The 12,083-nt window shown below is 65.3% G+C and carries 12 protein-coding genes; 5 read left to right on the top strand and 7 right to left on the bottom strand.

Features of this window, described 5'->3' with window-relative positions; all coding sequences use genetic code 11:
- Positions 1-7 precede the first annotated feature (7 nt).
- Positions 8-1,129, bottom strand: a complete 1,122-nt coding sequence (locus tag AC1ZV1_RS23580; protein ID WP_484293869.1) for a branched-chain amino acid ABC transporter substrate-binding protein — start codon at positions 1,127-1,129, stop codon at positions 8-10.
- A gap of 308 nt (positions 1,130-1,437) precedes the next feature.
- Between AC1ZV1_RS23580 and AC1ZV1_RS23575 the strand changes: the two genes are divergently transcribed.
- Together AC1ZV1_RS23575 and AC1ZV1_RS23570 are read left to right on the top strand one after the other, a co-directional pair.
- On the top strand, positions 1,438-1,755 hold the full coding sequence (locus AC1ZV1_RS23575) for a DUF2288 domain-containing protein (protein WP_484293868.1): 318 nt from the start codon (positions 1,438-1,440) through the stop codon (positions 1,753-1,755).
- A gap of 66 nt (positions 1,756-1,821) precedes the next feature.
- Positions 1,822-2,187 carry a DUF5064 family protein gene (locus AC1ZV1_RS23570; RefSeq protein ID WP_484293867.1) on the top strand — a complete coding sequence of 122 codons (366 nt, stop codon included), beginning with the start codon at positions 1,822-1,824 and terminating at the stop codon, positions 2,185-2,187.
- Positions 2,188-2,254: 67 nt separating this feature from the next.
- Here the strand turns inward: AC1ZV1_RS23570 and phnE are convergent, their stop codons facing one another.
- Genes phnE through AC1ZV1_RS23550 form a run of 4 tightly spaced genes read right to left on the bottom strand, consistent with a single transcriptional unit; the run spans position 2,255 to position 5,518 of the window.
- Positions 2,255-3,025, bottom strand: coding sequence for a phosphonate ABC transporter, permease protein PhnE (gene phnE / locus AC1ZV1_RS23565; protein ID WP_484293866.1), 771 nt, complete (start codon positions 3,023-3,025; stop codon positions 2,255-2,257).
- Positions 3,022-3,864 carry a PhnE/PtxC family ABC transporter permease gene (locus AC1ZV1_RS23560; protein ID WP_484293865.1) on the bottom strand — a complete coding sequence of 281 codons (843 nt, stop codon included), beginning with the start codon at positions 3,862-3,864 and terminating at the stop codon, positions 3,022-3,024. The genes phnE and AC1ZV1_RS23560 overlap by 4 nt, the downstream gene beginning before the upstream one ends.
- Entirely contained in the window at positions 3,858-4,664 is an 807-nt protein-coding gene (locus AC1ZV1_RS23555) for a phosphonate ABC transporter ATP-binding protein (RefSeq protein WP_484293864.1), read from the bottom strand. Before AC1ZV1_RS23555 ends, AC1ZV1_RS23560 begins: the two co-directional genes overlap by 7 nt.
- Positions 4,661-5,518 (bottom strand): putative selenate ABC transporter substrate-binding protein, encoded by an 858-nt coding sequence (locus AC1ZV1_RS23550; RefSeq protein WP_484293863.1) that lies wholly within the window; start codon positions 5,516-5,518, stop codon positions 4,661-4,663. Before AC1ZV1_RS23550 ends, AC1ZV1_RS23555 begins: the two co-directional genes overlap by 4 nt.
- A gap of 166 nt (positions 5,519-5,684) precedes the next feature.
- On the opposite strand from AC1ZV1_RS23550, the gene AC1ZV1_RS23545 reads away from it, so the two are divergent.
- Together AC1ZV1_RS23545 and AC1ZV1_RS23540 are read left to right on the top strand one after the other, a co-directional pair.
- Positions 5,685-6,584: an NAD(P)-dependent oxidoreductase gene (locus AC1ZV1_RS23545; RefSeq protein WP_484293862.1), complete on the top strand. Its 900-nt coding sequence runs from the start codon at positions 5,685-5,687 to the stop codon at positions 6,582-6,584.
- Positions 6,581-7,372, top strand: coding sequence for a hydroxypyruvate isomerase family protein (locus AC1ZV1_RS23540; protein ID WP_484293861.1), 792 nt, complete (start codon positions 6,581-6,583; stop codon positions 7,370-7,372). The genes AC1ZV1_RS23545 and AC1ZV1_RS23540 overlap by 4 nt, the downstream gene beginning before the upstream one ends.
- A 1-nt stretch (position 7,373) precedes the next feature.
- Here the strand turns inward: AC1ZV1_RS23540 and AC1ZV1_RS23535 are convergent, their stop codons facing one another.
- Entirely contained in the window at positions 7,374-9,536 is a 2,163-nt protein-coding gene (locus tag AC1ZV1_RS23535) for a putative bifunctional diguanylate cyclase/phosphodiesterase (RefSeq protein WP_484293860.1), read from the bottom strand.
- Positions 9,537-9,831: 295 nt separating this feature from the next.
- Here AC1ZV1_RS23535 and AC1ZV1_RS23530 point away from each other — a divergent pair, with 295 nt between their 5' ends.
- Positions 9,832-11,490, top strand: a complete 1,659-nt coding sequence (locus AC1ZV1_RS23530) for a phosphoethanolamine transferase (RefSeq protein WP_484293859.1) — start codon at positions 9,832-9,834, stop codon at positions 11,488-11,490.
- A gap of 77 nt (positions 11,491-11,567) precedes the next feature.
- Here AC1ZV1_RS23530 and AC1ZV1_RS23525 read toward each other — a convergent pair whose 3' ends face one another.
- A complete protein-coding gene (locus AC1ZV1_RS23525; protein ID WP_484293858.1) occupies positions 11,568-12,020 on the bottom strand; it encodes a universal stress protein in 453 nt (150 codons plus the stop codon).
- Between the last annotated feature and the right edge of the window lie 63 nt (positions 12,021-12,083).

Below are 12,083 nucleotides of genomic sequence, written 5' to 3'. Positions count from 1 at the left end.
GGGTGGCTTACTTGGCTTCGGTCTTGGTGCCGTCCTTGTGCCACTGGTAAACCACGAAGTTGAAGTTCTTCAGGTCGCCCTTCTCGTCGAAGGCCAGGGTACCGGTCGGGGTCTCGAAGTTGTTGGAGCGCAGCGCCGCTGCCACCTTGTCGGTGTCTTCGCTGCCGGCTTTCTTGATGCCGTCGGCGATGACCTGGACGGCCGCGTAGGCCGGGAACACGAACGGACCGCTCGGGTCTTCGTTCTTGGCCTTGAAGGCGTCGACCAGGGCCTGGTTCTTCGGATCCTGGTCGAAGGACTTCGGCAGGGTCACGTAGAGGCCTTCGGAAGCCGGGCCGGCGATAGCGGAGATCTCTTTGTTACCCACGCCTTCCGGGCCCATGAAGCCGACTTTCAGGCCTTTCTCGGCAGCCTGGCGCAGGATCAGGCCCAGCTCCGGGTGGTAGCCGCCGTAGTAGACGAAGTCGACCTTGGCTTGCTTGAGCTTGGCGATCATCGCGGAGAAGTCCTTGTCGCCGGCGTTGATGCCTTCGAACAGGGCGACCTTGATGCCGGCGCCTTCCAGGGTCTTCTTCACGGCAGTGGCGATGCCTTCGCCGTACTGCTGCTTGTCGTGGATAACCGCCACGGTCTTGGGCTTGATGTGTTCGGCGATGAACTTGCCGGCGGTCGGGCCCTGCAGGCTGTCCAGACCGATGGTGCGGAAGATCAGCTTATAGCCGCGGGAGGTGATGTCCGGGCTGGTGGAGGCGGCGGTGATCATCATCACGCCTTCGTCTTCGTAGATGTCCGAAGCCGGTTGAGTGGAGCTGGAGCACAGGTGGCCAACGACGAACTTGACGCCATCGTTGACGATCTTGTTGGCAACGGCCACGGCTTGTTTCGGATCGCAAGCGTCGTCGTAGACCACGCCTTCGAGTTGCTTGCCGTCGACGCCGCCGGCCTTGTTGATCTGCTCAATGGCCATTTTCGCGCCAATGAACTGCATCTCCCCATACTGGGCGACTGCGCCGGTCACCGGGCCGGCCAGAGCAATCTTGATGGTGTCGGCGGCCATGGAGAAGCTGGCAACGCCGGCCAGGGCCATGGCGGTGAACAGCTGGGAAAGACGCTGAGTACCCTTTTTCATAATGCTCCACTCTTCTTGTGTTTTCGTTTTTGTAGTCCTGGTGGCCGAGGGGCTACCGGACCGGGATTGCCCCGGACAGGCCCACCGGCAACTGTACCGGTACAGTGTAGAGTGCCGCCGGACCGCTTGAAAAGCGGGGTGCGGCCAGCCGATCGTGGGCATGTCGCAAGATTGAAACAAACGTACAGAAAAACGGCGCCTTCCGATTTCTCCCCGTGGGTATTCCGTCACCGGGAAAACGCCGTCGGAACCTTGCCTGGCGCGGTCCCGGCGCTATCATGGCGCCGTTCGTTTACCAGGTGAGATCCATGACAGAACAAGCTAGCACCCTCTATGCCAAGTTGCTTGGCGAAACCGCGAAGATTTCCTGGCAGGAGCTCGCGCCTTTCTTTGCCCGCGGCAGCCTCCTCAAGGTCGCGGGTTCTGCCGATCTGGTGGAGGTCGCGATGGGCGTGGCCGACGACGACAAGGCGAAGGTGGCCGCCTGGCTGGCCAGCGGTGACCTGATCAAGGTCGACGAAACCCTGGCGCAGGATTTCCACGACCGCGACCCGGAACTGTGGGCCGTGGTAATAGCCCCCTGGGTGCTGGTGCAAGAAAGAGTTCGAAAAGAGTCCGTGCACTGACCCGGGGCGATTTCCAATTCGAAAAGGCCGACTAGACTGTCGGGATTCCATCGAAGGAGATTCGCCATGTTCGAACCGGGCCATCTGCACCTCCAGTCCCTGCCGGGGCTGGGGCAGCAGGAGATCGACGCTCACATCAACTATGAAGTTCGCCGGGATGCGGATAAGGGCTTGCTGGTCCACTTCATCATGAAGGGTGAGATCGACGGCAACGCCTTCACTGAAGAATGGGACATGCCCAAGGAGCAGGCCTTCAACTTCGCCAGCGATGCCACCCGCATTGCGCAGAAGCATGGCTTGCACCCGCGGTTCGGCTCGATGGTGCGCAACCACAAGGAATACGATGCGATGTTCGAGGACATCCGTCAGAAGCTCGGCACCCAACCGGGCGACCCGATCGACCTGGACAAGGTGATCCACGGCGATTCGTAAGCGACGCATTCAAAAAGAAGCCCGGCCATGTGCCGGGCTTTTTATTGCGTACCGTTCGATGCAGCACTCAGTGGCTCACCCAGCGCTGCCGCGCCCAGGCGCTCAAACTATCGACGCACAGAACCAGAAGCAGCATGGCGATGATCACCGTCGCCGCCTGGGCCTGCTGGAACAGGCTGAGGCTGAAATACAGCATCTGCCCCAGGCCACCCGCGCCGACAAAGCCGAGCACGCTGGCCATGCGGATGTTGTTCTCCCAGCGGTAGAGCATGTACGCCACCAGTTGCGGCCAGACGGCCGGAAGCGTGCCATAGGCGAAGGCAGCGACGCGCCCGCCGCCGGCCAGGCGCACGGCCTCGGCCGGGGCGGTCGGGGTGTTCTCCAGCGCTTCGGCGAACAATCGGCCGAGCACGCCGCCGGTGTGCAGTGCCAGCGCGAGCGTGCCGGCGTTCGGGCCGAGCCCGGCGGCCAGCACCATCAGAGCGCCCCAGACCAACTCCGGCACCGCGCGCAGGGCGTTGAGCAGCAGCCGCGAGAAGCTCTGCGCGATGTGTCCGAAGCGCCCGGCGGCCGGCAGCGCCAGCAACAGGCCCAGCAGTGCCGCGAGCAGGGTGCCCATGGCAGACATGGCCAGGGTTTCCAGCGCGCCGTGGCCAACAGCGGTCAAGTGTGCGGCGGTCAGGTCCGGCGAGAGGAAGTCGCGGCCGTAGTCGAGCATTTGGCCGAGGCCCCGCGCATCGAACAGCCCGCCAGTATCCATTTCCAGGTAGGCGAAGGACGCGCCGATGGCGAACAGGATCAGCAGCAGCCAGCCCAGGCTGCGCAGCAGGCCGGTCATTCGAGCCTCCCGCGCAGGAAGCGGCTGAGCAGGTCGGCAACCAGCACCAGCACCAGGAAGGTCAGCAGGATGCTCGCCACCTCGCCACCGGCGAACATGCGCAGCGACAGGTCGATCTGCTGGCCCAGGCCGCCGGCGCCGACGAAGCCCATCACCACCGAGGCGCGGATCGCGCATTCCCAGCGGTAGACTGTGTAGGAGATCAGTTCCGGCGCGGCCGAGGGCAGCACGCCGTAGGCGAAGGCCTGCAGCCGTGAACCGCCGCCCAGTAGCAGCGCGCGGGTCGGGCGTGGGTCCACCGATTCGAAGATTTCCGCGTAGACCTTGCCGAGCATCCCGCCATAGGTGATGGCGATGGCCAGCACGCCAGCGGTGGGGCCCAGGCCCACGGCGCGGACGAACAGCAGCGCCCAGACGATCTCCGGCACGCTGCGCAGGACGATCAGCAGGCCGCGCACCGGCCAGCGCAGCGCACGCGCCCACCAGGCCGGCAGGCCGCCGCGGGGTAGGGCGGAGATCGACAGGGCGCGCGTCGCCAGCAGGGCGGCGGGGAAGGCGATCAGCCAGGCCAGCGCCATGCCGGCGGTGGCTATGGCCAGGGTTTCCAGGGTGGCGCGGCCGAGCAGGGCGAGGAATTCGTCGTCATGGGCCGGCGGCCAGAAGCCGCCGAGGAAGTTGGCCATGGTCCGCGCGTTGTCGCCGCTGAACAGGCTGGCAATATCCAGCTCGGACAGGCGCAGGCCCGGCCACAGTAAAGCCAGGGCGAGCAGGGTGAGCAACAGGCGCGGCAGCGCCGCCGGGTCGCGGGGCGGGTTCTTGGAAGGTGCCGGGTTCAGCATCGCGGAATCTGCACCACCAGCGGTTTGCCCACCGGCGAGGAAGCTTCCTCCTGGCCGAGCTGCTCGTTGGCGTAGAGGGCGCGCAGGTCCTCGGGCGTGACGTTCTCCGCTGCCTTGTCGAAGGCGATGCGGCCATCGCGCACGCCGACGATGCGCGGGAAGTGCTCCAGCGCCAGGTCCACCGCGTGCAGGCTGGCGAGCAGCGTCACGCCGCGGTTCTGCACTTCGCGGGTGAGCACGCCGAGGGTGTGGCCGGCGAGCACCGGGTCCATGGCCGAGACGGGTTCGTCCGCCAGCAGCACTTCGGCCTGCTGGTACAGGGCGCGGGCGATGCCGACGCGCTGCAACTGACCGCCGGAAAGCTGGTCGCAGCGCTCGAAGAGCTTGTCGGAGAGGTCCAGGCGCTGCAGCTCGCTGCGGGCGCCGGCGCTGTCGACGGGATAGAGCAGGCTGGCCAGGCTTTTCCACAGTGGCCACTGGCCGAGGCGGCCGGCGAGCACGGCGGTGACCACTCGCTGGCGCGGCGGCAGCGGCGGCGCCTGGTGCACCAGGGCAATGCGCGAGCGCAGGCGCTGGCGCGCGGAGCCACTCAGCGTCCAGGGTTGAGTGCCGAGCAGGTCGAATCTGCCGGAAGCGGGTTTCAATGCGGTGGCGAGGATGCGCAGCAAGGTCGTCTTGCCGGCCCCCGACGGGCCGATGATCGCCACCCGTTCACCGGCAGCGACGCTGAGGTCGATACCGGCGAGCGAGCGCTGGCCGTTGGCGTGGATGTGCTCCACGCCGGTCAGTTTCAGGGTCACTTCAGCAGGCCGGCCGCGCGCGCCGATTCCTCGATGCCGGTGTAGTTCTCAGGCTTGGTCTCGATGAAGCGGCTGGCCGCCTGCAGGTCGAGGATTTCCTTGTCGCGCGGCTTGCTCGGGTCGAGGGCGAGGAAGGCTTTCTTGATCTTCTCGGCCAGCGCGGGATCGAGGTTGCCGCGCACGGTCCAGTTGTAGTCGTAGTAGGTCGGGGTGGTGGCGAAGACCTTCACCTTGTTGGTGTCGACCTTGCCGCTATCCACCAGCTTCTGCCAGACGGAGGCGTTCAGCACGCCGGCGTCGACCTTGCCGGCCTGGACCCAGGCGGCGGTGGCGTCGTGGGCGCCGGAATAGGCCACGCGGGAGAAGAACTGCTCGGGCACCACGCCGTCCTTCTGCATGAAGTAGCGCGGCATCAGGCTGCCGGAGGTGGACGATACCGAACCAAAGGCGAAGGTCTTGCCCTTGAGGTCCTGGATCGATTTCACGGCCGGGTCGGCAGTAATGAATTTGCTGGTGAACTGCTGGTCCTGCTCGCGCTGTACCAGCGGGATGGCGTTGCCGGTCTTCAGGCGCGCCTGGACGAAGGTGAATCCACCCAGCCAGGCCATGTCCAGGCGATCCGAAGCCAGGGCTTCGACCACGCCGGCATAGTCGGACACCGGGATGAACTTCACCGGCATGCCCAGTTGCTCTTCCAGATAGGCACCCAGCGGCTTGAACTTGCGCAGCAGTTCGGTGGGGGCTTCATCGGGAATGGCCGAGACCTTGAGCTCTTTCGGGGTGTCGGCGTGGGCGAAGACGGCGGACAGGGACAGGGCAAAACCGGCGGCGAGCGCCAGGGAGCGTTTCAGCATGGGGAGAGTTCTCCGGTTCAATGGCGGAAAAAACCCCGGGAGTATAGTGGCGGCGCGTCTGTTTGGCAGCCGTCCTGCAGCGACAGGGTCGTCCGCCGGGGCAACTTCGCGCCTGCTAGAATGCCGCTCCCCGTGCCTGTCCTGCTGTCGAACTGGAGATCATCCCATGTCGTCCCCTTTGCCATCCCTCGCGTTCGCCGGTCTCGGCCTGATGGGCGTGCCCATGACGCGCCGTCTGCTCGCTGCCGGTTACCCGCTGACCGTGTGGAATCGCTCCGCCGGCAAGCGCGACCTGCTGGCCGCTGAAGGTGCGCGGGCTGTGGAAACCGCCGGCCAGCTGTGCGCCGATGCCGAGGTGGTGATGCTCTGCCTGGCCGATACTGCTGCCGTGCGTGACGTGGTGTTCGGCGCCGGCGGCATTGTCGAGAACGCCCGCGCGGGCCAGGTGCTGGTGGACTTCTCCAGCCTGGAGCCGGCCGCGACCCGCGAGATGGCGGCCGAGCTGGAAGCGCGCAGCGGCATGCGCTGGGTCGATGCTCCGGTCTCTGGCGGCACGCCCGGTGCCGAAGCCGGAACCCTGGCAATCATGGCCGGGGGCCGTATCGAAGACATCGAGCGCGTGCGGCCGATCCTGGCCCACCTGGGGCAGCGCCTGACGCGCATGGGAGATGTCGGCGCGGGGCAGGTCACCAAGGTGTGCAACCAGATGATCGTCGCCTGCAATGCCCTGGTGATCGCCGAGGTCGTGGCGCTGGCGGAGCAGTCTGGCGTCGATGCCAGCCTCATCGCCCCGGCGCTGGCCGGCGGCTTCGCCGACTCCAAGCCCTTGCAGATCCTTGCCCCGCAGATGGCGCAGAGCCAGTTCGAACCGGTGAAGTGGCATGTGCGCACGCTGCTCAAGGACCTGGATACCGCGATCAAGCTGTCCCGCGAGGCAGGCTCTGCCACGCCCATGAGCGGCCTCGCTGCGCAGTTGATGCGCCTGCATGGCAGCCAGGGCAATCTTGAACGCGACCCGGCAACCCTGGTCGAGCAATACCGTCAGACGAAGGAATTCCCCGCATGAAACTCTGCGCCAACCTGTCCCTGCTGTTCACCGAAGTCCCGCTGCTGCAGCGTATCGACGCCGCCGCCAAGGCCGGCTTCGAGGGCGTGGAGATCCAGTTTCCCTACGACGTGCCCGCGCAGGACCTGAAGGCGGCACTGGACGCCGCCGGCCTGCCGCTGGTGCTGATCAACCTGCCGGCCGGCGATCTGATGCAGGGTGGCCCGGGCCTCGCTGCCGTGCCGGAGCGCGGGGCGGAATTCGACGCCGCGCTGGCCAAGGCGCTGGACTATGCGCGCATCGTCAAGCCGCAGCACATCAACGTGCTGGCGGGGCGGCTGGTCGAGGGGCAGGAGCGCGAGGTCGCGTTGCGGACACTGGCCGAACGTCTGCGCGCGACCTGCGATGCCTTCGCCGGCAGCGGCACCGACGTACTCATGGAAGCCATCAACTGCCACGACATGAAGGACTTCCTGCTCAACACCCCCGAGCACCTGCAGGACATGCTCGAGCGTGTGGCGCGGGAAAACCTGCGTGCGCAACTGGACCTCTACCACATGGCGCGGATGGGCCTGGAACTGGTGGATTGCATCTACGCGCTGATGGGACAGATCGGCCACGTGCAGTTCGCCGACTATCCCGAGCGCGGCGAACCGGGTTCGGGAGAAATGGAGTTCGAGGTCCCGCTGCAGGTGCTCGACGATGTCGGCTATGACGGCTGGCTGGGGGCAGAGTACCGCCCGACCGGTACCACCGCCGACTCCCTGCGCTGGCTGCCGCGCTGGCGCGCGGGCAAGTTCGACTACTGATTCAGGCCTGGCTGCGCAGCAGCGCCGAATCGCTGTCCTCGCGGTAGGCGCCGAGGAACTCCACCAGCGCGCTGAGGGGCAAGGGGCGACTGAACAGGTAGCCCTGGGCCAGCTCACAATGGTTGTCGCGCAGGAATGCCAGTTGCTGCGCGTGCTCCACGCCCTCGGCGATCACCTTCAGGTGCAGCTTCTGCGCCATGGCGATGATGGCCTGGGCGATCTCGCTGTCACGGCGCGACTGGGGGACGTCGCGGATGAAGGAACGGTCCACCTTCAGCGCATCCAGCGGTAGCTGGCGCAGGTAGGACAGCGACGAGTAGCCGGTACCGAAATCGTCGATGGACAGGCTGACGCCGAGGTCGCGCAGGCGATTGAGCAGCGGGATGGCCTGGCTGATGTTGGACATCACGGCGTTCTCGGTCACCTCCATCTCCAGGAAGCGCGCAGCAAGACCGGTGTCCTCGAGGGTCTGCTGGATCTCATCGACCAATCCCTCGCGGCCAAGGTTACTGGCGCAGCAGTTCACCGCTACCCGCAGCTCCACGTAACCCAGGTCGTGCAGGTGACGCAGGTCCTGGCAGGCGCGACGCAGCACCCAGGCGTCCAGCGCGCCGATCAGACCATTGGCGGTCGCCAGGCCGATGAACCGGTCCGGCGCGAGCAGGCCATGGGTGGGATGCTTCCAGCGCACCAGCGCCTCGAGCTGTTCTACGTCGCCGTGATCGATGCGCAGGATGGGCTGGTAATAGAGCACCAGTTCGTCGTCCCACAGCGCCTTGCGCAGTTCTTCTTCCAGCTGCAGTTCCTGGGTCGCCTTGGTCTTCAGGTGCGGGCTGAAGAAGTGCGTGGCGTTGCGGCCGTTGCCCTTGGACTGGTAGAGCGCCAGGTCCGCGTGCTTGAGCAGTTCCTCGGGCTGTTCGCTGTCGTTGGGGTACAGGCTGATGCCGACGCTCATGGTCATCACCAGGCTGCGCCCGGCGATGCTGATCGGCTCCTTCATGCGCTGCATCAGACGCTGGGCAAGGATGCGCGCCTCGTGGTCCTCGCCGAGGTCGGCGAGGATGCAGAACTCGTCACCGCCGAAGCGCGCCAGCAGGTCGCTGCTGCGCAGCGCGCTGCGAATACGCTCGGACACGATGCACAGCAGCTCGTCGCCAGCGGGATGGCCCAGGGAGTCGTTGACCCGCTTGAAGTGATCCAGGTCCAGCAGGATCACCGCCATGCCCTGGCCCTTCTGCCGGTTGCGCTGCAGGCGGCTGGCGAACTCTTCGTTCAACGCGTTGCGGTTGTGCAAGCCGGTCAGCCCGTCGAAGCGCGCCAGCTTCTGCAGCGAGGCGTTGGCGTGGTCGAGCTGGTTGAGCAGGGCGTTGACCCGACTCAGCTCGCTCTCCTTGCTTTCCAGGCTGTCTTCGATCCAGGCCGCCCAGAGCCCGGCCAGTACCACGGCCAGGGCCAGCAGGCCGACCATCAGGCCGAGCTGGATGGCGTTGTTGCGCCCGAGGTCCGCCACCGGCGCAACCCAGCTGGGCAGGGTCAATGTCATCGCGGCCATGCCGGTGAAGTGCATCCCGGAGATCGCCGCGCCCAGAACCAGGCTGCCAATCACCTGGTAGATCCACTGACGGCCCGCTGGCTGGCGATTCAGCACCGGCGCCAGGACCAGCGCGACGAAGGCCACCAGTGCCGCCATGAGCACCGACAGGGCGACCAGCAGCGGGTCATAGTGCTGCATCGGTGGCGCCTCGATGGCAGCCATGCCGGTGTAGTGCATGCCGGCAATGCTGGCGCCGATGCAGCAGGCCGCGAGCAGGTACTGCAGCGGGCTGAGTCCGGCATGGGCCAGCAGGCGCATGGCGACCACGCTGATGCCGATGGCGATGACCAGCGACAGCAGGGTCTGGGCGCCGGCAAAGTGCAGCGGCACCGAGGCGTGGAAGGCCAGCATGGCGACGAAGTGCATCGACCAGATGCCGCTACCCAGGCAGATGCCGCCGACCCACTGCCAGCGATGGGCGTGCTGCGGCGCGCGGACCATCCGTGCGGCGATGCTTAGCGCAACGAAGCTGGCGACGCAGGCGATCAGGATGGCCAGCAGGACCAGTCCGGGATTGTGGGAACACTCCAGCAGCACAGCATCGGGTACGGCGTCCTGGTGCCAGTCCATGGGCGGGAGCTCCGGATGTCGGGAGGGGGAGAGGGCAGATTGATATCACTTTGTTGTGAGTCTAGGAAGCCGGCATGACGCTGCAAGGAGTGCGCTGATTTTTCCCCACAAGGTCGAACGGAGAACGACGTACGGTAGTCCCAACTGCACATGCGATCATCCAATCGACCACTGGCCGAACGCGTGTAGCCAACTTGACACTTTTTTGACTTACTGCCCGCTAGAGTTGCGCCGCCGGCCGGCAGCGTCGGCCATTCCATTTTCTATCCGTCTCTCGATGTAAGGAGTGCGCTCGATGTCCGAGGGCAAGCGCCGCCTCTTCCCCCTGGTCAGCCCCGTGCGGCTGGTCCTGCTGTTCTCGCTGGCACTGGTGCTGTTCTACAACTTCGCCACCTGGCGGGCGCTGAACAGCCTGGTTCCCATGGAAGGTCTCTGGGGCGCAGCGTTCTTCGCTTCGTTTGCCTTGTTCCTCTGGGCCGCCTTCACGCTGCTGCTGACCCTGGTATCCTTCCGTCCGCTGCTCAAGCCGGCCCTCACCCTGGTGGCGCTGGTCTCGGCTGCGGCGGCGTACTTCATGAATACCTATGGTGTCGTGATCGATACCGTGATGGTGCAGAACGTCATCGAGACCAACCCCGGCGAAGCCGCCGCGCTGTTCAGTGCGCGCATGCTCGGCTACCTGCTGGTGCTGGGCGTGCTGCCGGCGGCGATCATCTGGCTGATGCCGGTGCGTTACAGCTCGTTCTTCCGTGGCCTGCTGAATAAGGTGTTGGTGATCTTCGGTTGCCTGGTGGTGATTGCCGTCTGCGTCGGCGCGTTCTATTCCACCTACGCCCCGGTGTTTCGTCAGGAAGAGAAGCTCACCCACTTCATCAACCCGACCAACTACATCTACGCGGTCAGCAAATTCACCAAGCAGCGCCTGGGCATCAAGGAACACCTGGTGGTACAGCCCATCGGTGAGGATGCGGTGATGCCGCAGAAGGTACGCGCCGACGGCAAGAAATCGCTGATGATCTTCGTGGTCGGTGAAACCGCCCGTGCGGACCACTTCTCCCTCAACGGTTACGCCCGCGACACCAACCCGGAGCTGAAGAAGCTCGACATCCTCAATTTCACCAATGTCAGCTCGTGCGGCACATCCACGGCGGTGTCGGTGCCCTGCATGTTCTCCAAGTTCCCCCGCGAGGACTACAGCGACAAGAAGGGCAAGACCAACCAGGGGCTGCTGGACATCCTCCAGCGCGTCGGCGTGTCGGTGCTCTGGCTGGACAACAACAGCGACTGCAAGGGCACCTGCCTGCGCGTGCCCAATCGCGATATTCCGAAAGATCAGCCCGGTCCGTTCTGCGACGGCAAGAACTGCCTGGATGAAGCCCTGCTACAGAACCTGCAGGCCTACATCGACGGCCTGAAGGACAACGCGATCATCGTCCTGCATGCCGACGGCAGCCACGGCCCGGAATACTACGACCGTTATCCCAAGGCGCTGGAACGCTTCACCCCGGTCTGCCGCACCAACCAGCTGGGCAGTTGCAGCAGCGAGGAGTTGGTGAACGTCTACGACAATACCATCCTCTACACCGACCATTTCCTGTCCAAGGTGGTGGAACTGCTCAAGCAGAACGAGGAGCGCTTCGATACCTCGATGCTCTACGTTTCCGACCACGGCGAGTCGCTGGGTGAGAACGGCGTCTACCTGCATGCGGCGCCTTATGCCATCGCGCCGGCCGCGCAGACCCACGTGCCCATGGTGATGTGGTTCGGCAACGGTTCGCTGGGCGGCATGGGCGTGGATCGCGGCTGTCTGGAGAAGAAGGCCGGCGGCGCCGAGCTCAGCCACGACAACCTGTTCCACACGGTGCTTGGCCTGTACGGCGTGCACACCAGCCTGTACCAGCCGGAGCTGGATATCTTCCACTCCTGCAAACGCGACATGACCGCCGCCCAGTGATCCCGCGACGGCCTGGACGACGGCCATGAAAAAGGCCCTGCGGCGCTAACCGCAGGGCCTTTTGTTTTCTCGCGCTGTTACTTGTCGCGAACCAGCAGTACCGGGCGGTTGCTGACGCGCAGCAGGCCTTCCGCGACACTGCCGAGCATCAGGCGGCGCACGCCACGGCGGCCGTGGGTGCCCATGACGATGATGTCGGACTTGGAGGCTTCGGCTTCGATCTCGATGCGCTCTGCGATTTCTTCGCTGGCGCGTTCCTGGCAGACCCGCTCGAAGCTGGTTTTCACCGAGAACTCGGCAACCTTGTCCTTCGCCTTGGCGAGGATGTCATCGGCGGCCTTCAGTGCGGCTTCGCGCAGCGGCTCGGGGTTGTAGTACACGGCGTAGTCGGGCAGATGACGCAATGGGCTGTCGACGATGGTGATGACACGCAGCTCACCGCCGCTCAGCTTGGCCAGCTTGGCCGCTTCGACCAGGGCTCGGTCGGAAACCGGGCTGCCGTCCACCGCTACCAGAATGCGCTCGTACATGATGTGTTCCCTCAATGAGTGGCTTGGTAAGGAAACTCTATCCCCCCATGGGCGAGAATCCCT

Source organism: Pseudomonas sp. BB438 (assembly GCF_057180225.1).
Note: the sequence above shows the minus strand (reverse complement) of the source record. Positions and strands in the feature narration are given on the sequence as shown.